Below are 21,183 nucleotides of genomic sequence, written 5' to 3' on the forward strand. Positions count from 1 at the left end.
GAAAAGCCAAATTGATGCATCAGGATAAAGTAACATAAGCTTATCCAAATAAAGTAGTAATTTATTTAACGAAATTCCTCCCTCAATAATATTTAATCAAAAATTATCCAATTTAACTATGTCAAATTCAAGAAGAGATTTTATTAGAAAAATCGGTGGGACATCCGCTCTACTTTTTGGTGGTGCGGCTCTTACCGATGCTTACGGAAAAACCTTTACCTTAGAACCAACCGCAAAAATCTCTGCCAATGACAAAGTACGCATTGCTTTGATTGGCTCAGGCATTATCGGACATTATGATGCCGATACAGCCCTACAAGTACCCGGAGTTGAAATCGTTGCCGTTTGTGATTTATACAAAGGGCGTTTGGAAAGAGCCAAAGAAAAATGGGGAAATGATATTTTTACGACCAGAGATTATCGTGAGATTCTGAGCAGAAAAGATATTGATGCCGTTTTGGTTTGTACTTCTGACCACTGGCACGATAAAATTTCAATTGATGCCATGAATGCTGGCAAGCATGTGTATTGTGAAAAACCAATGGTTCATCATATCGAAGAAGGGCAGGCGGTGATTGATGCACAGAAAAAAACGGGTAAAGTATTTCAAGTAGGTTCGCAAGTGGCGAGCAGTAGCGTTACTTGGGAAGCCAAGAAAATCTACGAATCGGGCATTATTGGTGAATTGGTTTATGTAGAAGCCACCAACGACCGTACTTCTGCCAACGGTGCTTGGCAATATACCATTCCGACGGATGCTTCAACCCAAACGGTAGATTGGGATACATATATTGGCGATGCTCCTAAAATGCCTTTTGATGCAAAAAGATTTTTCCGTTGGAGAAATTACAAAGACTACGGAACAGGCGTAGCGGGCGATTTATTTGTGCATTTATTAACCAATTTACATACCATTACAGGTTCAACTGGACCAAACAAAATTTTTGCATTGGGCGATTTGAACCTCTGGAAAGATGGCAGAGACGCTTACGATATTGTTACGGCTTTAATGAATTATCCAGCAACTAAAGCGAACCCCTCATTTCAGTTTTTTACCAGAGTAAACTTAGCTGACGGTGGCAGTGGTGGCTCTCCTACTCGTTTGATTGGGACAGAAGGCGTAATAGAATTATCATGGGGAGGCTTGAAAGTGAAGAATTTCAAACGTCCGAAAGCACCAGAAATCGGTGGTTATGATTCTTTAGCTACTTTCTCGAAAGCAGAACAAGAAGCTTCAATGAAAGCTTACAAAGCCATGTACTCTGATGAAGATACCAAATGGCAATATGGGAAAGAAATTACTTTTAAAACACCAGACGGTTACGATTCTCGACTCGACCATTTTATTAATTTCTTTGAATCAATCCGAACAGGAAAAAAAGTTTGGGAAGATGCTACTTTTGGATTGAGAGCCGCCGCACCAGCATTGGCTTGTAACAAAAGTGCAGAGATTGGGAAACCAGTAATTTGGAATCCAGAGACAATGAAATTAGGATAAAACAGAAAATATTTTTTCAAGATTACAAAATTTGAAAAGGTATTTTCTCATTAAATCAAAAATAATCCGCACTTATCTTGTTTTTATAAAAATTACTTTTCATCTTGTATTAGAATTAAGTCTCAGTAAAACATTTCAGCAAATGAATTGAGGATATGAATTAAACAGTATTCTTTATGATACAATTATTCATATTAAAGTATCCATCCTAAAGATTGGTTTATTCTTTTCCTTTGATAGAATCAATTTTTAATTGTTTTTCTGATTATTTATCATGTTTATTTTTTAGAATTATTCTATTGGCTGATTACATATTTTAGTTTTTTTACAGATTTTTTATGGGTTAGGGTTATTGAAAAAGTCGTTGGTTATGCTAACGACTTTTTTACTTTTTTAGACAAGCTGTTATTAAAATCCTTTAAAAGTTGGCTTTCTTTTTTGTAAAAAAGCCGTTACTCCTTCTTCAAAATCCTGAGTTTTTCCTGCTAAATCTTGGTTGATGGCTTCCAATTCTAACATCTCTTCTAAAGTAGAAAAAGAAGATTGATTCAATACTTTTTTGATTAATCCAATAGCAGAAGTAGCCGATTGTGCATATTGATTAGCCATGTTGGAAACAGCTAAATCTAAGTTTTCAGAAGCAACAACAGAATTGACTAAACCCAAAGCTAAACATTCTTGGGCTTCCACTACTCTTCCTGTAGAACAAAGTTCAAATGCTTTTTGCGAACCGACAAATTTGGGTAAAAAGAACGAAGAACCAGCATCCATGATTAAACCAATACTGACAAAAATTTGAGACATTTTAGCATTTTCAGCAGCGATGATCATATCACAAGCCAATGCCAGAGAACAACCCGCTCCTACAGCAGTTCCATTCAAACGACAAATGACAGGTTTTGGTAAATTCCTGATTGCCAAAATCATTGGATTGTAATTTTTCCGAAGAGAATCTCCCAAACTTGTAGCGTTAGTCATTCCACTTTTCAAATCTGCTCCTGAACAAAAAGCTTTTTCACCCGCTCCAGTCAATACAACTACTCGTACAGATTCATTACTCGCAGCCGCTTCAAAAGCCTGTGTAATTTCTTGAATAAGTAAAGTATTGAGTGCATTGTAAACTTCTGGGCGATTCAGCGTAATTGTACAAACGCCATTCTGAATTTGGTAAATGAGATGCTGATACATGAGATTTGCTTTTTGGGATTATCAGCAACAATTTGGGATTTTTTTATTTATTATGCAAGCATAACATTTTAAATAAAGAAGATAACAACCGACAAGCTAACAGACAAACCAAGGACGGTTCCAGCTAGGATTTGTGCAGGCGTATGTGCATTAAGGTGAAGTCTTGCAGCCGTGAGATAACCAGCGACTAAAATAGCAATTAATATGGGGAAAAATAATTGTTCAATTCCTAATTTAGCCCCTATACCAGCCAACGCTCCAACCGTTCCACTGATACCAACGGCATGAGCCGATATTTTCCAGAAAAGACTAATAAACGAAACCGCTGAAATTGAAAAAGCAATACTGGTTAGAATGAGTGATACTTCTGGAAATTGGCTAAGTTTGAAAGTAAAAAAAACAGCTACAAAAGTATAAATTGCCACAGTAACCAAATAGGGGACTCTCCTATCAGCCAAAGTTTCCATCTTTAAATCTTTGATTATTTTGAAACGATGAAGTGCATAAATACAAAATACTGGTAAGATAAAAGTTTGTAAAAAAATGAGTAATAAAAGCCCAAGTTTTAAGCTCATCATACCTACACGAGAAGTACCATTGAATAATTCAAGGTTATGAATGGATTCAGGAGCAACATAAAAAAGTACAGCAAAAATGATGGTTGGCATAGCCAAAGGATGCAACAATGCTGATAATATTTGGGCAAAACGTGTGTTCAAGTGGTTTTTGTTTATTAGGCTTTCAGTCATCAGCTTTCAGCCAGTAAGTTTTTTTTTACAGAATAATATTGCCGAAAGCTGAAAGCTGACGACTGAAAGCCTCCTCACAACTGCTTCCTAAGCCTCGCCACTGGTATATTTAATTGTTCACGATATTTAGCAACGGTTCTTCTGGCGATATTATAGCCTTTTTCATTCAGAAATTTTTCTAATTTATCATCAGAAAGCGGATTCTTTTTAGATTCATTATCAATTAATTCTTTCAAAATATTTTTTACTTCACGGCTTGAAACATCTTCTCCTGAATCTGTAGCAATACCTTCAGAAAAAAAGTATTTTAAAGGATACAAGCCAAATTCTGTTTGAACCGATTTACTACTTGCCACCCTCGAAACCGTTGAAATATCCATATCAATTTGTGTGGCAATATCTTTCAAAATCATTGGTCGCAATTTAGATTCATCACCTGTCAAGAAAAACTCTTTTTGATAGTCCAAAATAGCTTTCATCGTTCTCAGCAAAGTATTTTGTCTTTGTTTGATGGCATCAATAAACCATTTTGCCGAATCTAATTTCTGTTTAATAAAAGTAACAGTTTCTTTAATGGCTTTGTTATTTTTATCACTCTTATCATAAGTATCCAACATTTCATGAAAGGAATGGCTAACTCTGAGTTCTGGAGCATTTTTGGCATTCAAATAAAGTTCTAATTTCCCATTTGAATTGGTTAAAATATAATCTGGCAATAAGAACTGAACTACTCCGCCGTCTTCTTCGGCAGCACCAGGCCTAGGATTTAATTTAGTGATGAGTTTGATGGTTTGTTTCAATTCTTCATCATCAATTCCTAAGCGTTTTTGAATTTTATCGTAATGTTTTTTTGAAAATTCTTCAAAACTATCTTCAATAATCCTAATGGCATCTTGCACAAAAGGGTCATGAACATCTTTTCTATCTAATTGTAGCAAAAGACATTCTTGTAAATCTCTAGCCGCAATGCCAGCAGGGTCAAAAGTTTGTATTTGCTTTAAAACTACTTCAATCTCTTCGATGGTTGTATAAATTCCTTGTGTAAAGGCCAAGTCGTTCACTACAGCTTGCAAGGGTCGGCGAATATATCCATCTGTTTCAATTGAACCAATCAACTGTTTCCCAATAATTTCTTGTTGTTCGTCTAGCTTCAAAAAACCTAATTGGTCTATCAAATGGTCATTTAAACTTGAAGTCATGGCAATGGGCATCTCTCTATCTTCATCATCCGAATTTCCATCGCCTTGCATTTTATAGCCATTATAATCATCACTCAAATACGACTCTACATCAATATCTCTATCATCATATTCCTTAAATTCTTCGTCAGCGTAATCATCAAAATCATCATCGTATTCATCGGCTTCTCTTACTTCAATTTCAGCACCTTCTTCTAAAGCAGGATTTATTTCTAACTCCTCCTCAATCCGAGCGGATAATTCAAAAGTTGGTATCTGCAACAGTTTGATAAACTGAATTTGCTGAGGAGATAACCTTTGCTGAAGGCTTTGATTAAGACTAAGTTTCTGCATAAATCAATAAAAGTGATTGCGTAATCGTAAATTTTCTTGGTTATTGTGTTGATGAAAACCAAAACCGACAGCCTTATCAACTATCTTGCCAAATTTATTGAAATAAATAACAAAACTGACACAATTATTAAACTATTTCAGCTAAAAATAGACAAATTATTAATAATCAAAATTTTACACATCGCAACCATGTAAAGTTTACGCCTTTGTTAACTCATTTTAAATAAAAATAGATTCATAAAACAAAGATTCTAGAATCGAGAACATCCACTCTTTTATCTTGATAAAGTACAAGTATTGAATTATAAACCACGAAAAACACACTCCGATTCGGTAATTGTAAGAATTGTAAGTAATTTTGAAACTTATAAAATGATTAATACGAGTGGTTTAAGTTTGTTCAAAGGCAAACTAAGAATCCAAAATCCGAAATTATAGCAATGCAAATCAAGCAAATTTTAGCCGAAGCCCTTGTTGGCGAAGAAATAACTGTAAAAGGTTGGGTAAGAACGAAACGTGTACAACCAAATGTAATTTTTATTAATATCAATGACGGTTCAGTAATTCATAATATTCAGGCAGTTGCAGAGCCGGGCGTAATTGATGAAGATACACTTAAATTAATTACGACGGGTTCTTGTGTTGCCGTTTCGGGTACGCTTATTGAATCAAAAGGTTCGGGACAAAGAGTAGAATTACAAGTAAAAACGGCTCAGGTTTATGGCACAGCCGACCCAGAGAAATATCCTTTACAACCGAAAAAACACTCGTTGGAATTCTTGCGTGAAATCGCTCACTTGCGTCCACGTACTAATACTTTTTCAGCCATTCTTCGTATTCGTCACTCGTTGGCATTTGCGATTCATCAATATTTTAACGACAACGGATTCTTCTATTTACATACGCCAATCATTACAGGTTCGGATGCAGAAGGTGCTGGTGAAATGTTTCATGTAACAACATTAGATCCGAAAAATCCGCCATTGAACGAAGATGGTTCTGTAAACTACAAAGAAGATTTCTTCGGAAAAGAAACTAATTTAACGGTTTCTGGACAATTGGAAGGCGAATTGGGAGCGATGGCTTTATCGAAAGTTTATACTTTTGGACCTACTTTCCGTGCTGAAAATTCAAATACTGCTCGTCACTTAGCTGAATTCTGGATGATTGAACCAGAAGTTGCTTTCTATGAATTAGAAGACAATATGCGTTTGGCAGAAGATTTTACAAAGTATGTTATTAATTATGCTTTAGAAAACTGTGCCGACGATTTAGCTTTCCTTGAAAATCGTTTGAAAGACGAAGAAAAAACGAAAAAAGCCGAAGAACGTTCGGAATTGGCTTTAGTTGAAAAACTTCGTTTTGTAGTTGATAACGAGTACGTAAAATTGACTTATACCGAAGCGATTCAGATTTTATTATCATCGAAACGCCATAAAGAAGGTAAATTCCAATATCCAGTTCAGTGGGGAATTGATTTACAATCAGAACACGAGCGTTATTTGGTAGAAAAACACTTCAAAAAACCAGTGATTTTGACCAACTATCCAAAAGACATCAAAGCATTTTACATGAAATTGGACGAAGATGGAAAGACAGTTCGTGCGATGGACGTATTGTTCCCGGGCATTGGCGAAATCATTGGTGGTTCTCAGCGTGAAGATAATTATGAAAAATTATTACAACGTACCAAAGATGTAGGCATCCACGAAGATACTATTTGGTGGTACTTAGAAACTCGTCAGTTCGGAACAGCACCGCACTCAGGTTTTGGTATTGGTTTCGAGCGTTTGGTAATGTTTGTAACAGGAATGACCAACATCCGTGACGTAATTCCTTTCCCACGTACTCCAAAATCAGCGGAATTTTAAACAATTGTGAGTGAGTGATTTAGCGAATGAGTGATTTTTTTTAGTAAATTGATTACTAAATCACTCATTCATTAAATCACTCAATTACTTATGCTGAAAAAATCTCTTTCCTTTTTACTTCTTTTCTTGGGAATTACTTTCGCTCTTACTGCTCAAAATTCGGAAGAAAAAGCGGTTCAAGCTGTCGTTGAACAATTGTTTACTGGAATGCAAAAACACGATTCAACGATGATTCGTGCTACCTTTCATCCCACTGCCCGAATGCAATCGATTGGCATTAACCGTAAAACCAATGTTATGGCTCTGACAACCGAAGAAAACATCGACGGTTTTGTGAAGCAAATTGGTTCTTTACCAGCCAATGTACAAATTGAAGAAAGAGTATTAAGTTACGAAATCAGGATTGACGGAAACATGGCTACCGCTTGGACTCCCTACGAATTGTATGTAAACGGCAAACGCCAACACTGCGGCGTGGACGCCTTTCAATTTTACAAAACCGAAAACGGTTGGAAAATTATTGCATTGGCTGATACTCGTCGGAAGTGTGAATAAGATATAAAACTAAGATTTTTAGAGGTCAGCCCAGAAAGCTGACCTTTTTTAATTATTTTGCATCAGAAATACGAAACAGACTCCATGAAAGTTACAGAATTATATATCAAAGAATACAATCAATTTAAAGACTTCCGTTTGGATTTAACTTATCCAGAAGGACATCCAAAAGCTGGACAAGCTTTGGATAAAGTATGTTTTATTGGACAAAGCGGGACTGGAAAGACTTCAATTCTAAATTTAATCTCATCATTAATCGAAAGTAAAATTGACATACCGTATGGTCAACATATTCGACACACCTTTACAGATAACAACCCTCCTAAAAGCTGGGTTTACAGTAGTAATGAAAAAAATAAAATAATACCTGAAAGTTTTTTGGGTAAAATAGTAGTTATTGAAAATTCTAAAGACAGATTCAATGAACTTGTTATTGTAAACGAATTAGTAGAAATTACTCAAAATGGATATTCTTCTAAAGTCTCTGTATTTAACAATCAAGAAATGTTAGATGATGGAAATGTCGAAATATTTCTTGAGAAATATAATCATAAGAAAAAAGAACTCATAAATTATGAAGCTGGTTTGAGTTTTAAGCAAATAGAAAATGAGAAAAATTCTTCAAAAATTAGTATTGATAATAATTCAAACATTATAAAAATAGCAAACTTAGATTTCAATGAAATATGGCAAAAAATAAACAATGTGCTTACTTCTTACAGAGAACAAGAAATTAAAGAGCGAATTAAAATGTCTGAAGTAATACAAAACTCATTATCTGATCAATATAAAATTTTAAAAACAGTCGAAGATTTTAATAACTGGCAAAAATCTAATATAAATCCAATCTTCAAACTTGCTGAGTATTTAGATTCTTTGCTAAATGAATTTAACTTACAAGTTAGAACAAAACTTGATTTTCAAAAAACAGAAGATATTAGCTCAATAAAAATTGAAACGATTAATGGGGTTGAAGTCCCAAACCCTTTCCTTAGTAGTGGAACTAAACAGGTTATTTTTACTGGACTCCCTCTATATTCACTTAAACCTGACAATCTTATTATTCTTTTTGATGAGCCAGAATGTTCTCTTTACCCAAATATTCAGTTAAAAATCGTAGATTTTTATAAATCACTTACTCATAATTGTCAGCTTTTCTTTGCTACCCATTCGCCTTTAGTGGCTTCGTCTTTTGAACCTTGGGAAATTGTTGAATTGAAGTTCAATGACGAAGGCTATGTATATCAAGAGCTATATTATGACAAGGAAAAAGGCAGAAACGTAGATAATTATACAATCTATCCTCAATATTTGACTTGGACAGGCATTTTACAAAAAGTATTTGATTTAGACCAAGAAGGTAATGATTTGAGAAACAAACAATTAGTTCGTATTGCAACTTTAGAAAGTCAGTTGAAACACAATCATTTGAGTTTGGAAAAAAAGAAAGAAAAATTTGAAGAGTATAAAAAATTGGCTACACTTTTAAATTGGGAATTAAAGTAAAATGAGAAAAATTGATAAATCTACCATACTTTCTAAGGCTTATAAAACATGGGAAGAAGCCTTAGAAAATAATCATCAAAAACATCCAAAGTATAATTCAAGTGCATTTGAGTTCTATAAAGATATTGTAATGAATCTTTACCATTGCCAAAATGGTCTCTGTGCTTATACTGAAAAAGCTATTTTACTCAATGGTTTTGAACAAGATAAATGGTCGGAAGATGGGCGGTATGTAAATTCAATACCTTTTCATTTTGGTGAATTAGAGCATTTTGACGAAAGTCTAAAAGATAATAAAGCATGGTTATGGGATAATTTATTGATGGTTGAAAGTAAAATCAACCGAAAGAAAAGTACGAAAGCCTCAGATAATATTCTGAAACCAGACAGTTCAAATTATAATCCATTTGAATTATTAGCCTATAATCACGAAGAACATATTTTTTATCCAAATCCAATCCTTGATGAAAATCTAATAAAACGTATAGAAGAGATGATTGATATTTTAGGCTTAAATTATGTGAAAGACTGGCGTAAAAAATATATTTCAGAACGAATCAAAGCCATTGAGTTTGGTTTAGAGCCAGAACCTGCAAAAGAATACGTAACCGCCTACGAAATGACACTAAGAAATCTTAATCTTCAATAAAATTTCAAAAATATTTGGAATTTTATTTTTTCATAATTTACTTTGCAATACAAAGTAATTTGAAAAACATGAACCAACATCTACAAGATATTTCTGACATACGTTCAATGATGGAACGTTCAAGCCGATTTATTTCCTTTAGTGGTCTATCGGGAGTATTTGCAGGCTCTTTTGCTTTGGTGGGTGCTTATTTGGCCTATCAAAGAATCCTTGCAGACTATCCATCCAATTATATTAATTTACAGGATAATACTCCTCTATTAAAATATATTTTAATAGACGGAATCGTTGTCTTGCTACTTTCTCTTAGTTTTGCAAGCTATTTCAGCCTTAGAAGTGCCAAACGCAGAGGTTTAAGTATTTGGACGAGTACTTCAAAAAGACTACTAAGTAGTATAGCAGTTCCTTTGGTGTCGGGAGGTTTGTTTAGTTTAATTTTATTGAAACATGCACCGCATTTAATAGATGCTACCACACTAATTTTCTACGGATTGGCTATCGTAAACGCTTCAAAATATACTTATGATGAACTTCGTTTTCTTGGCTATATCGAAATAGTTTTGGGCTTATTATGTGCTTTTTTAGACCAATGGAAGCTTGGTTTGTTATTTTGGGCAATTGGCTTTGGGGCATTACACATTATTTATGGCATTGTGATGTACCGTAAATATGAATCTTGATTTGAAAATTTGATAATTGTTTTTACCTAAAATTATCAGATTGAATATTATGCAAACTATTATTTCTAACATAAATAAATCCTTTGAAAACCGTGTAAGGCTTGGCGTGATGTCTATCTTAATGGTGAACGATTGGGTGGATTTTAGTGAATTTAAAGAGACGCTCAACGTTACTGATGGGAATTTAGCTTCACACATTACCGCATTAGAAAAAGAAAAATATATCCAAGTACGAAAAGCTTTTATAGGTAAAAAACCGAATACTTCCTTTCAAGCAACTGCCGAAGGAAAGCAAGCTTTTCAAGAACATCTCAACGCTCTTGAAGCACTTATTAAAGGCACTTTATAATCAATTCAACGAATCTTTTGCATTCGTTTTTTTAATCAATTTTCACTTTGAAATTCAAAGCAATTTGCGACTTACAGCCATGAACAACAGAAAAACATTATTAGCCTTTACTTCAATAGCTTATAGCTATTTGTTTTATCAACAATCTGCAGGAATTAATTTCTTGGTTTTTACAATTATCGTCATCGTTGGAATGCTAATTTTTCAGCCTGATTTAATCAAAAACAAAACATGGCAAATTGTAGCTATTGGTAGTGTTTTATCAGCAGGAATGATTGTTTTTCATCATTCAAATCTTTCAATGATAGCAAATTTCTGTTCTTTAACTTTATTAATTGGAGTAAGTAATCATCAAGATAGCAGTGTTTATATTGGTTTCTTGAAGGGATTTGTTTCCATCGCTTTTTCATCTTTCAAAATCACATTTGAAAACTTTGACGAATACATATTAAATCAGAAAAAGTTGGAAAAGAAAGGTTTTACTATTCAGAAAACTACAGCATTTTATATTATTCCGCTGTTAATCACTTTTGTGTTTTATTTATTATATGCTTCTGCAAACCCTGAATTTGGCAGTTATTTCCAATTACCAAAAGATATTATTTCTTTGCAGTTTTGCTTATTTTTTCTGGTTGGAACAATGATGAGTGCTGGTATTTATTACCAATTTTTTGGTCAACAACTAACGGAATGGGATATTACTTTACCCAATACTTTAATTAGAAATAAACAAAAAGAGAAAAAGATTTTCCAATTAACGATTCTAAAAGTTGAAAATACAAAAGGTATTATCGTATTTTCAATGCTGAATTTACTCTTACTTTTTTTCAATTTTGTTGATTTTTCTGTCATTTTCTCAGATCAGAAATTACCCAAAGGACTTCATCACTCGGCTTATGTGCATCAAGGAGTAAATACGTTGATTTTCAGTGCTATTCTCGCTATCAGCATTATTTTATATTATTTCAGAGCCAACCAGAATTTTTATTCAAGAAATCAGTGGTTAAAAAGACTTGCTTATATCTGGGTTTTCCAAAATACGCTTTTACTCATCGGAGTCATTTTCAAAAATCAATTGTATATCAACGAATTCGGATTAACCCATAAAAGAATCGGCGTATATGTTTTCTTGATATTGACGATGGCAGGACTTATCAGCACTTTCTGGAAAGTACTTCATCAAAAAACGATTTGGTTTTTATTAAGAAAAAATTCTTGGTTTGCTTACTTCTTGTTAATTACAAGCAGTTTCACAAATTGGGATAGCCTCATTGCTTCCTATAATATCCACAAAGCGAGTCAGTTAGACGTAACTTATTTACTGAATCTCAGCGACAATACTTTGCCTGCATTAAAAACATTATTGATACATCCAAAAGTAAATCTTGATACCAAAGTGTTCGATTACACCTATTTAAAAGAAAATGAATACTACAAATCTGCACCTATTATTACACAAAGAGTATTTATTCTGAAACAAATTGAAGCCTTTGAAAAACAATACAAAGCCAAACAATGGCAATCTTGGAATTATGCTGATGAACAGATTTTTAAACAATTAAATAAACAATGAGAGTAAAAGCATTTGTTCTATCGCCTATCTTAACAGGCTTGGTATCTTTTATCATTTATTTTGTCTTTAACATTTTTAACGATGGATTTCATTTTGATAAAGAACTTACAGCGGCAATCTATTTTTTTGTCCTCATCCCGCTTTTTGTTCAATTATTATTTGTTGAACCATGCCTGTTTTTAATTAGCTATTTCAAAAGGGTCGATTTAAAAACCTATTATTATTTTGCAATATGCTGTTGTTATTTTTTAACATCTCTGATGGTGGATATTACTTCTTCAAAAGTTTCCATCTTTAAATCAATCAAGGATTTTGTTTCTATTTTTTCATTATTCTTTTTTTACTCATTAGTCAATAGTTGTTTTTACAATCTATTTTATTTCAAACACAAACATGAAGATTTACAAAGAGAGTAATCGACAACAAGTACTTTTCAATTTGGGGCTGATGTCAGCTTTAGCAGTATTATTATTCCTTTTTGAAGCCATCGTACTTCATAATACTTATCTGATAGGAATTAATTGGAATTTATTTCTGGCTTGGATTCCCCTTTTTATTGTTTTGTACATGAATAAACAAATCAAAACTAAAGTCCTTTCAAAAAATAAAATAATGATTTATAGCCTTTTATGGCTATTGTTTTTCCCAAATGCTCCTTACATTATTACCGATTTAGTGCATCTTTATCCATATAATGGCAATTCGTATTGGCACCATCAAATCATGATTTATACTTTTGCTTTTGTGAGTTTAATTTGTGGCTTGCTTTCTTTGTATTGGATTCAGAAAATTTGGGCAACTACATTTTCGAAGTATTGGAGCATGATTTTTATAATCTCATCTGTAGTACTTTCTGGATATGGAATATTTTTAGGAAGAATTCAACGTTTTAATTCTTGGGATTTGTTTACTCATCCTGTGGCATTATTAAAATATGTTTTACATTCGTTCAGTAATCCAACGGCTATTTTAATGACCTTCGAATTTTCGGTTTTTATAGGTTTGGCTTATTGTATGCTTCACAGTTTAATTCATTTGAATGACCAGTAATTTTAACACAAAAAAAAATGATTGATTTTCAGAAATTCATAAAAAGTACTTCATTTGCCATTAAAGGAATACGCTCGATGATAATTTCTGAAAACAATGCAAGAATTCATCTTTTAGCAAGTATTGTGGTTATTTCAGCAGGAATTTATGTTGAACTTTCTAATCAGGAATGGCTTTGGATTGCACTAGCAATCGCTTTAGTCTGGATTTTGGAAGCCATCAATACCTCCATTGAAGCTTTGGTAGATTTGGCTTCTCCAGATTTTCACCCATTGGCAGGCAAAGCCAAAGATGTTGCTGCTGCTGCGGTTCTAATTGCGTCAATCTTTGCTATAATCGTAGGAATTATCATCTTTTTCCCTAAACTTTCGTTATAAATATTCATCTTGCTGAAAGTTTTAAGGCTTTCAGAAATTCATTGAATAAATATTCCTATTTTTGCCTTTTAGCAACAGCCATTCACGACGAATACCGAAATCGTCCTTATTATATCATGAAAGAATACGGAACCAACGTCCAGAAATTAGTGAACCATATCCTAACGGTTCAAGATAGAGAAAAACGTACCAAATATGCTTATTTATTGGTTGAATTGATGCGTCAGGTTCACCCAAATATGCGTGATACGCAAGATTATACCAACAAACTTTGGGATGATTTATACATCATGTCAAACTTTAAGTTGGATGTTGATAGTCCTTTTCCTCCACCATCACCCGATGCTGTTGGTAAACTTCCAAAAACTGTTCCTTATAATACGCATCAATTACGCTATCGTTATTATGGTCGTAATGTTGAATTATTAATTGTAAGAGCCATTGCAGAAACTGACGATAATGAAAAACGTATTTTGGTTGCACACATCGCTCGTTTGATGAAAACATTCTATCAAAACTGGAATCGTGAAGTAGTTGATGATGAAGTAATTTGGGGACACATTCTTGAGATTTCTAACAATACGCTCGCTCCTATTGTTCATGCTATTTCTGGACATTCATCATTAGGAAACTTACGCAATGCGAACAATCGTCCAACACCACCAAACACACATGTAAGTAGTGGTGGTAGAAATGACAGTCGCAATAACAATAGTGGTGCTCGTCAGAATTTCGGAGGAAGAAACGACGGTAATCGTGGTGGTACAGACACCAGAAATAACGGTGGTAGAAGCGACAATCGTAACAACAATAACGGTGGTGGCAGAAATGACAATCGTAACAACAATAATAATAACAGCAACAATCGCAATAGAAGATAGTTTTTGATTTAGGTAAATCCAAAATACTTATCTCAAATGATAGATAGACAATTTAAGGTTTAAACATGGCATCATTCAAAGTAACTGGTAGTCGCCAAATGAAAGGCGAAATTATTCCGCAAGGAGCAAAAAACGAAGCATTACAAATTTTGTGTGCAGTAGTATTAACGAAAGAACCCGTAACGATTCATAACATTCCGAATATCAGAGATGTGAATCAATTAATCGACCTACTTGGCGATATGGGCGTTCGTTGTACTCGCATGGCAGAATCTTCGGTAAAATTTGATGCCTCTGAAGTAAACTTAGATTACTTAAATTCAGAAACTTACAAAAGAAAAGCGGCGGCTCTTCGTGGTTCGGTCATGTTATTGGGTCCAACATTGGCACGCTTCAAAAAAGGGCGAATTCCTTCGCCAGGAGGTGACAAAATTGGTCGTCGTAGATTAGATACACACTTTTATGGTTTTATGAAATTGGGTGCAAAATTCAATTACAGCCAAGAAGAAGGTGGAATTTACGAAGTAGATGCTTCTCATTTGAAAGGAGCTTACATGCTTTTAGACGAAGCTTCTGTTACAGGTACAGCCAATATCGTAATGGCAGCAGTTTTGGCAGAAGGAACAACGACGATTTACAACGCAGCTTGCGAGCCATACTTGCAACAACTTTGTAAAATGTTGAATAGAATGGGTGCTAAAATCACTGGAGTTGGTTCAAATTTATTGACGATTGAAGGCGTTGAATCTTTGAACGGAACAGAGCATACCATGCTTCCTGATATGATTGAAATTGGTTCGTTTATCGGTATGGCAGCAATGACTCAATCTGAAATCACGATTAAAAATTGTTCAATTCCTGATTTAGGCATTATTCCTTTAGTATTCCAAAAGTTAGGAATTAAATTAGAAATCAGAGGCGACGATATTTATGTTCCTTCACAAGAACATTACGAATTAGAAACTTTTATTGATGGTTCGATGCTAACAGTTTCAGATCATCCTTGGCCCGGTTTCACGCCAGATTTACTAAGTATCGTTTTAGTGACGGCAATTCAGGCAAAAGGAACGGTATTGATTCATCAAAAAATGTTTGAAAGCCGTTTGTTCTTTGTAGATAAATTGATTGAAATGGGTGCTCAGATTATCCTTTGCGACCCGCACAGAGCAACAGTAGTTGGTTTAAATCGTCAACAACAATTAAGAGGTATCAGAATGACTTCACCAGATATTCGTGCTGGGGTTTCATTATTAATCGCTGCAATGTCTGCAAAAGGTACTTCAATCATCGAAAACATCGAGCAAATTGATAGAGGTTATCAAAACATTGATACTCGTTTGAATGCCATCGGTGCTGAGATTGTAAGACTTTAATAGTTGTGAATGAGTGATTTAGTGAGTTAGTGATTACTTGTACTGTCATTCATCTGCCAACGACTGACAGCTTTTAGCTTAAAGCTTTTTAAAACATTTTCGGTTCGGTAAAGTTGATTGTATTAAGCATACGTAAAATATGGAGTGACAAAATTAAAATTAATATATTGATAATCAATTATTTAATTTTAAAACCCACCACTCTTAATTCATAATTCTTACTACATGATACAAAATGTATTTAATTTCGACTTTACTGAACCGATTGTTTTTTTCTGGCTTACCCTTTCGATTTTTGCCATTGTTGTCTTTCGCTACTTTCTGTTAGCAAGTATTTTTCACCTTTATTTTTATGTGTGGAAATCAAAAGAATGGGAAAAACGCAAACTGAATAAAAAAAAATATCCCCCAAAACAATTTAGAGAAGAAATGTTTTGGTCGATGCTAACAGCTTTGATTTTCTCCGTGATTGGCTCTTTGGCAGCGATACTTTGGCAGAAAGGACTCACTCATATCTATCTTGATGTCAACGAATTTCCGATTTGGTGGATTCCTGTCAGTATTATTGTTTCAATGTTTATTCACGAAACGTACTATTATTGGCTTCACCGTTGGATGCACCAACCCAAGATTTACAAAATTGTACATCATGTTCACCACGAAAGTAAAATCACTTCTGCTTGGACAGCCTTTTCTTTTCATCCTATCGAAGGAGTATTAGAAGCTCTGATTATGCCCGCTATTGTTATCGTCCTTCCGATGCACATTTATGCGATTGTGATTCACCTGACGATTATGACCATTACGGCAGCCATCAATCATTTAGACATAGAAATTTATCCGAAAAATATATTTGGAAATCTTGTTGGGAAATACATGATTGGAGCGACACATCACAGCCATCATCACAAGTATTATCGCTACAATTACGGATTATACTTCACTTTTTGGGATAAATTAGGCAAAACCGAAAGCCCTAATTTCACTAAGGAATTTGAAGAAAGAGAAGAAATGTAAACAAAAACAGTGAAGGGTTAAATTTGAGCAGATAATTATCTCAAATTTAACCCTTCACTATTTGCTAGAGAAACAAAATGAAGAACTCAGTCTTTTATCTTGTTTCTTATGTCTTTTTTCTCTACAAACCTATCTCAAATCATTAACCTCAACGCCTGGAAATTTACTTTTATCAAATACAAAGTATTTATCATCAACGGGAACATTCGGTACAAAATTGCTTACTTTAAAAGTTTGACGCTTGCCACTTTTATCAGTGATAGTCCAACTTTTTACAGATTTGTCTTTTTTATTCAATTTAATTTTAACTTTTGAAACCTGTGTTCCTTTTTTCTCAGGTGAAAGTTCAATTACTTCATAAGTTTCAGCACCTTCTTTTACTTCTTGGATAAACACATAACGAAATCCTTTTTTATCAAATGAATAAATTTTAGAAGGATTCAAATCATTATCAGATGGTTCATAATCAGAAATGTTTACTTCATTTGTTTCTTTAATATAAGTAGAAACTTCTTTTCCATTATTATAAATCTCCTGACCACTCGTTTTTAAACGATATTTCTGACCTTTTACCGTAATATTTCCTTGTAATACTTGTGTTGAGCCATCAGCACCGTATGCAAATGAAGCACTAAATGCTTTCATTGATTTGTACTTTTTCTGCATTGCATCGATAATCACTCCAGCCTTTGAATCCTGAGCTTTTACCCCTATTACATTAATTATTAGGCAAATGGCAAGTAAAAAAATGTTTTTGTTCATCATTTTGTAATATATTTTATTTTGCTTTCGTTTGGACAAAACAAGTAAAGTATGGTTTAACACAATCGTTATAAAAACACAAAGGTGCTTAAAAAGTTCATAATTTCCATCAATCCAAGGATTGATTTAATGATTTAACAACCTTATTTTTTAATACTATCGAATTTAAAGCGGTTACGTCGCTTTCATGCAAAATTTCAAATTAGAAACTTTATCTTTGCATATAAGGTAATCTAAGTCCAAATCTTAAGAAAAAATATGCAGTTTTCATTCAAGAAATTCCTCCCACATTTGTACGCAGTAATTGCTTTAGTTGTGCTTGCAGGAATTTACGCCTCTCCAGCCATACAAGGCAAAAAATTAAAGCAACACGACATTACGATGTCTTTGGCTTCTTCTCATGAATCTACCGAATTTACAAAAGCAACAGGCATTGTGCCTTGGTGGACAAACTCTATGTTTGGCGGTATGCCTGCTTATATGATTCACGGTGCTTATCCAAATAGTATTGGTTCTACCGTTGGCGGTGAAATCATGGGATTTTTACCCTCACCAATCAACGTTATTTTCTTAGAAATGCTCGGAATGTACATCCTCTTAATTGTACTGGGAGCAAATATTTGGCAATCAATCATTGGTGCTATTGGTTATGCTTTCTGTACACTCAATATGGTGATATTGCCAGCAGGACATACTTCTAAAGCTATTGCATTGGCTTATGCACCGATGGTTGCGGCTGGTGCTGTTTTGTGTTTTAGAGGAAAATATTTACTTGGTGGTGCATTAACGGCTCTTTTTATGAGCTTAGAAATCTATGCCAACCACGTACAAATTACTTATTACTTTGGCTTAATGCTTTTTGGTTATGTAATTGTAGAAATTATTAACCATGTAAAATCTGGTAAAATCAAATCTTTGTTTTTTGCACTGTTGGCATTAGGCTTGGGTTCATTCGTTGGTGTTGCTAATCACACCATGAGACTTTGGAATAACTACGAATACTCTAAAGAAACCATTCGTGGTAAATCTGAATTAACGACTAATACGCAATCAAAAGGTGGTTTAGACCGTGATTATGCTTTCAGTTACAGCTACGGAATCGGTGAAACAGGTACTCTATTGATTCCAAATTTTTATGGAGGAACAATGGGTGGAAGTTTAGGTGGTAAAAAATCTGAAACTTTGAAAGCAATGGTCAATGCAGGTATTCCTGAAGAAAATGCTTTACCATATACTGAAAGAGGGCCAGCTTATTGGGGCGACCAGCCTGCTGTTGGTGGACCAGTTTATGCAGGTGCTATCATTTGTTTCCTATTTGCTTTAGGAGCATTTTTAGTGAGAGGTTCGCTAAAATGGTGGTTAGTTGGTACAGCAGTATTTTTTACGATGCTAGCTTGGGGTAAAAATTTCCCTCTTTTAAACTATCCAATGTTCGATTACTTCCCGATGTTTGATAAATTCAGAGCAATCACGATGATACTTTCGCTTACTCAATTAGCGATGGTAATATTAGGCGTATTGGCTTTGAAACAAATTAGCGATAATAAACCAACATTTGAAGAACTTAAAAAACCTTTAATATACAGTTTGGCATTCACCGCTGGCTTATGTGTTATTTTTGCACTTGTTCCAAGTTTGTTTTTCAGTTTCAAATCTGTAAACGATGAAGCGATGCAAATTACAGGTGATAAAGGTGTGGATGCTCAGATTTTAAGAGCAATTGTCCTCGACCGTGAATCGTTGATGCGTTCAGATGCTTTTCGTTCTTTAGCATTTATTTTATTAGCGGCTGGATTACTTTGGGCTTGGGTTACTGGCAAAATTAAAGAATCATTATTCTATCCAGTTTTGATATTACTTATCCTGATTGACTTATTCGGAGCTGATAAACGCTATTTCAACAATGATAATTTCGTTTCAAAATCAGAATACGAAGAATTATTTACACCAACAGCTGCCGATGAGCAAATTTTGAAAGATAAGAGTATTTATAGAGTATTCGATGCTGCTGCCGCAGGTGGCTTTAGTAGCGATGCTACTGCTTCTTATTATCATCAGTCAATTGGTGGTTATCACGGAGCGAAATTGCGTCGTTACTCAGAGATTATTGAAAACCAAATTGCTAAAAACAATATGCAGGTTTTGAATATGTTGAATACGAAGTACTTTATCATTCCAAATCAACAAACAGGTCAGCCAGTTGCACAACAAAATCCAGATGCTTGTGGAAATGCTTGGTTTGTCAATTCATTTAAAATTGTGGCGAATGCCGACGAAGAAATGAAATCTTTAGACAAGTTTGAGCCTAAAGAAATCGCATTTATCGACAAACGTTTTGCAGACCAAGTAGCTAATTTGAAAATTCAACCTGATAGTGTTTCAAATAAAATTGTATTGACTTCTTATAAGCCAAACGATTTGACTTACCAATCTGACACTAAAACGGAACAATTAGCAATTTTCTCTGAAATATTTTATCGTGGAAACCAAGATTGGAAAGCTTATATCGATGGACAATACAAACCACATTTAAGAGCTAACTATATCTTGAGAGCAATGGTAATTCCAGCAGGGAAACATAAAATTGAATTCAAATTTGAACCAGAATCAGTCAGTAAAGGAAATAAAGTTGACCTTATTATGTCTGTAATTTTGGTTGGCGTATTAGGATTAGCCATCTTTTTTGAAGTAAAGAAAAAATAGCTTTTGGATTTCAGTCATCGGAATTCAGATTTTAGATACACATTAACTATCACATTTTGAATTTAGAAAATTTAACCTCAGAAGTAAGCAAACTAGCTCGTCAGACGGGAGAGTTTGTTAGAAAAGCAGCCTCAGAGTTCAGCAAAGACAGTATTGAATATAAAGGCTTGAATGATTTAGTTTCGTATGTTGATAAACAAACTGAGGAACTTTTAGTAGCTGGACTTTCTAAAATACTTCCAGAAGCTGGAATAATTGCGGAAGAAGGCACATCGGAACAAGCTGAAAATCATAATCTAGCTTGGATTATCGACCCAGTTGATGGTACAACAAATTATATTCATGGAGTACCCGTTTTTGCGATTTCAATTGCTTTAATCAAAGAAAGTAAAATTGTATTGGGCGTAGTATATGAAATTAATCGTGATGAGTGTTTCTCTGCTTGGCTTGGTGGTGGTGCTTATTTGAACGAAAAACCAATTCAAGTATCGTCGGCTAAAACATTAGGAGAAAGCTTAATTGCTACAGGCTTTCCTTATTATGATTTTGAATTGATGGAAAACTACATCGGTATTTTGAAAGAATTGATGCAAAAATCTCATGGTTTACGTCGTTTTGGTGCAGCAGCCGTAGATTTAGCTTATACCGCTTGCGGACGATTTGATGGATTTTTTGAATACAATTTAAAACCTTGGGATGTAGCAGCTGGTACTTTAATTGTGCAAGAAGCAGGAGGATTTGTAAAAGACTTCAAAGGTGGTGATGATTTCGTATTCGGACGTGAACTAATTGCGGGTTGTGCAATGTTTCCTGAATTAGAGGAAGTGATTGTTCGTAATTGGAATATCACAAAGTCTTAAATTAACATAA

19 protein-coding genes are annotated in these 21,183 nt (G+C 34.2%); 15 read left to right on the forward strand and 4 right to left on the reverse strand.

The window, feature by feature from the left end; all coding sequences use genetic code 11:
* Window positions 1-118: 118 nt before the first annotated feature.
* A complete protein-coding gene (locus tag HNP25_RS12770; RefSeq protein ID WP_184134678.1) occupies window positions 119-1,498 on the forward strand; it encodes a Gfo/Idh/MocA family protein in 1,380 nt (459 codons plus the stop codon).
* Between the two features lie 408 nt (window positions 1,499-1,906).
* On the opposite strand, the gene HNP25_RS12775 is transcribed toward HNP25_RS12770, so the two are convergent.
* The 3 genes from HNP25_RS12775 to rpoN all read right to left on the reverse strand — a co-directional run bounded on the left by HNP25_RS12775 (window position 1,907) and on the right by rpoN (window position 4,967).
* Window positions 1,907-2,686: an enoyl-CoA hydratase/isomerase family protein gene (locus tag HNP25_RS12775; RefSeq protein ID WP_184134679.1), complete on the reverse strand. Its 780-nt coding sequence runs from the start codon at window positions 2,684-2,686 to the stop codon at window positions 1,907-1,909.
* A gap of 68 nt (window positions 2,687-2,754) precedes the next feature.
* A complete protein-coding gene (locus tag HNP25_RS12780) occupies window positions 2,755-3,405 on the reverse strand; it encodes a hypothetical protein (protein ID WP_229202856.1) in 651 nt (216 codons plus the stop codon).
* Window positions 3,406-3,509: 104 nt separating this feature from the next.
* A complete protein-coding gene (rpoN, locus tag HNP25_RS12785; protein ID WP_184134682.1) occupies window positions 3,510-4,967 on the reverse strand; it encodes an RNA polymerase factor sigma-54 in 1,458 nt (485 codons plus the stop codon).
* Between the two features lie 440 nt (window positions 4,968-5,407).
* On the opposite strand from rpoN, the gene asnS reads away from it, so the two are divergent.
* The 12 genes from asnS (at window position 5,408) to HNP25_RS12845 (ending at window position 16,848) form a co-directional block, all read left to right on the forward strand.
* The gene (gene asnS / locus HNP25_RS12790) at window positions 5,408-6,838 is read left to right on the forward strand and encodes an asparagine--tRNA ligase (RefSeq protein ID WP_221432462.1); all 1,431 of its coding nucleotides are present in this window, start codon (window positions 5,408-5,410) and stop codon (window positions 6,836-6,838) included.
* A 90-nt stretch (window positions 6,839-6,928) separates the two neighbouring features.
* The gene (locus HNP25_RS12795; RefSeq protein WP_184134684.1) at window positions 6,929-7,393 is read left to right on the forward strand and encodes a nuclear transport factor 2 family protein; all 465 of its coding nucleotides are present in this window, start codon (window positions 6,929-6,931) and stop codon (window positions 7,391-7,393) included.
* A gap of 84 nt (window positions 7,394-7,477) precedes the next feature.
* Window positions 7,478-8,899, forward strand: coding sequence for an ATP-binding protein (locus tag HNP25_RS12800; RefSeq protein WP_184134685.1), 1,422 nt, complete (start codon window positions 7,478-7,480; stop codon window positions 8,897-8,899).
* Between the two features lies 1 nt (window position 8,900).
* Window positions 8,901-9,548 (forward strand): hypothetical protein, encoded by a 648-nt coding sequence (locus HNP25_RS12805; RefSeq protein ID WP_184134687.1) that lies wholly within the window; start codon window positions 8,901-8,903, stop codon window positions 9,546-9,548.
* Window positions 9,549-9,616: 68 nt separating this feature from the next.
* Window positions 9,617-10,228: a hypothetical protein gene (locus tag HNP25_RS12810; RefSeq protein WP_221432463.1), complete on the forward strand. Its 612-nt coding sequence runs from the start codon at window positions 9,617-9,619 to the stop codon at window positions 10,226-10,228.
* 49 nt (window positions 10,229-10,277) lie between these two features.
* Window positions 10,278-10,577, forward strand: coding sequence for a winged helix-turn-helix domain-containing protein (locus HNP25_RS12815; protein WP_184134691.1), 300 nt, complete (start codon window positions 10,278-10,280; stop codon window positions 10,575-10,577).
* A 79-nt stretch (window positions 10,578-10,656) separates the two neighbouring features.
* The gene (locus tag HNP25_RS12820) at window positions 10,657-12,150 is read left to right on the forward strand and encodes a DUF4153 domain-containing protein (RefSeq protein ID WP_184134692.1); all 1,494 of its coding nucleotides are present in this window, start codon (window positions 10,657-10,659) and stop codon (window positions 12,148-12,150) included.
* A gap of 393 nt (window positions 12,151-12,543) precedes the next feature.
* Entirely contained in the window at window positions 12,544-13,200 is a 657-nt protein-coding gene (locus tag HNP25_RS12825) for a DUF1361 domain-containing protein (protein WP_184134694.1), read from the forward strand.
* 17 nt (window positions 13,201-13,217) lie between these two features.
* Window positions 13,218-13,577: a diacylglycerol kinase family protein gene (locus HNP25_RS12830; RefSeq protein ID WP_184134695.1), complete on the forward strand. Its 360-nt coding sequence runs from the start codon at window positions 13,218-13,220 to the stop codon at window positions 13,575-13,577.
* 41 nt (window positions 13,578-13,618) lie between these two features.
* A complete protein-coding gene (locus HNP25_RS12835) occupies window positions 13,619-14,458 on the forward strand; it encodes a DUF4290 domain-containing protein (RefSeq protein WP_229202857.1) in 840 nt (279 codons plus the stop codon).
* Between the two features lie 65 nt (window positions 14,459-14,523).
* The gene (gene murA, locus HNP25_RS12840) at window positions 14,524-15,831 is read left to right on the forward strand and encodes a UDP-N-acetylglucosamine 1-carboxyvinyltransferase (protein ID WP_184134697.1); all 1,308 of its coding nucleotides are present in this window, start codon (window positions 14,524-14,526) and stop codon (window positions 15,829-15,831) included.
* A 225-nt stretch (window positions 15,832-16,056) separates the two neighbouring features.
* Entirely contained in the window at window positions 16,057-16,848 is a 792-nt protein-coding gene (locus HNP25_RS12845) for a sterol desaturase family protein (protein ID WP_221432464.1), read from the forward strand.
* Between the two features lie 129 nt (window positions 16,849-16,977).
* On the opposite strand, the gene lolA1 is transcribed toward HNP25_RS12845, so the two are convergent.
* A complete protein-coding gene (gene lolA1 / locus HNP25_RS12850) occupies window positions 16,978-17,613 on the reverse strand; it encodes an outer membrane lipoprotein periplasmic chaperone LolA1 (RefSeq protein WP_229202858.1) in 636 nt (211 codons plus the stop codon).
* A 255-nt stretch (window positions 17,614-17,868) separates the two neighbouring features.
* On the opposite strand from lolA1, the gene HNP25_RS12855 reads away from it, so the two are divergent.
* On the forward strand, window positions 17,869-20,313 hold the full coding sequence (locus HNP25_RS12855) for a glycosyltransferase family protein (protein WP_184134698.1): 2,445 nt from the start codon (window positions 17,869-17,871) through the stop codon (window positions 20,311-20,313).
* A gap of 56 nt (window positions 20,314-20,369) precedes the next feature.
* Window positions 20,370-21,173 carry an inositol monophosphatase family protein gene (locus HNP25_RS12860; RefSeq protein WP_221432465.1) on the forward strand — a complete coding sequence of 268 codons (804 nt, stop codon included), beginning with the start codon at window positions 20,370-20,372 and terminating at the stop codon, window positions 21,171-21,173.
* Window positions 21,174-21,183: the final 10 nt, after the last annotated feature.

This window comes from Arcicella rosea, from assembly GCF_014204325.1.
Classification (GTDB): Bacteria; Bacteroidota; Bacteroidia; order Cytophagales; family Spirosomataceae; genus Arcicella; species Arcicella rosea_A.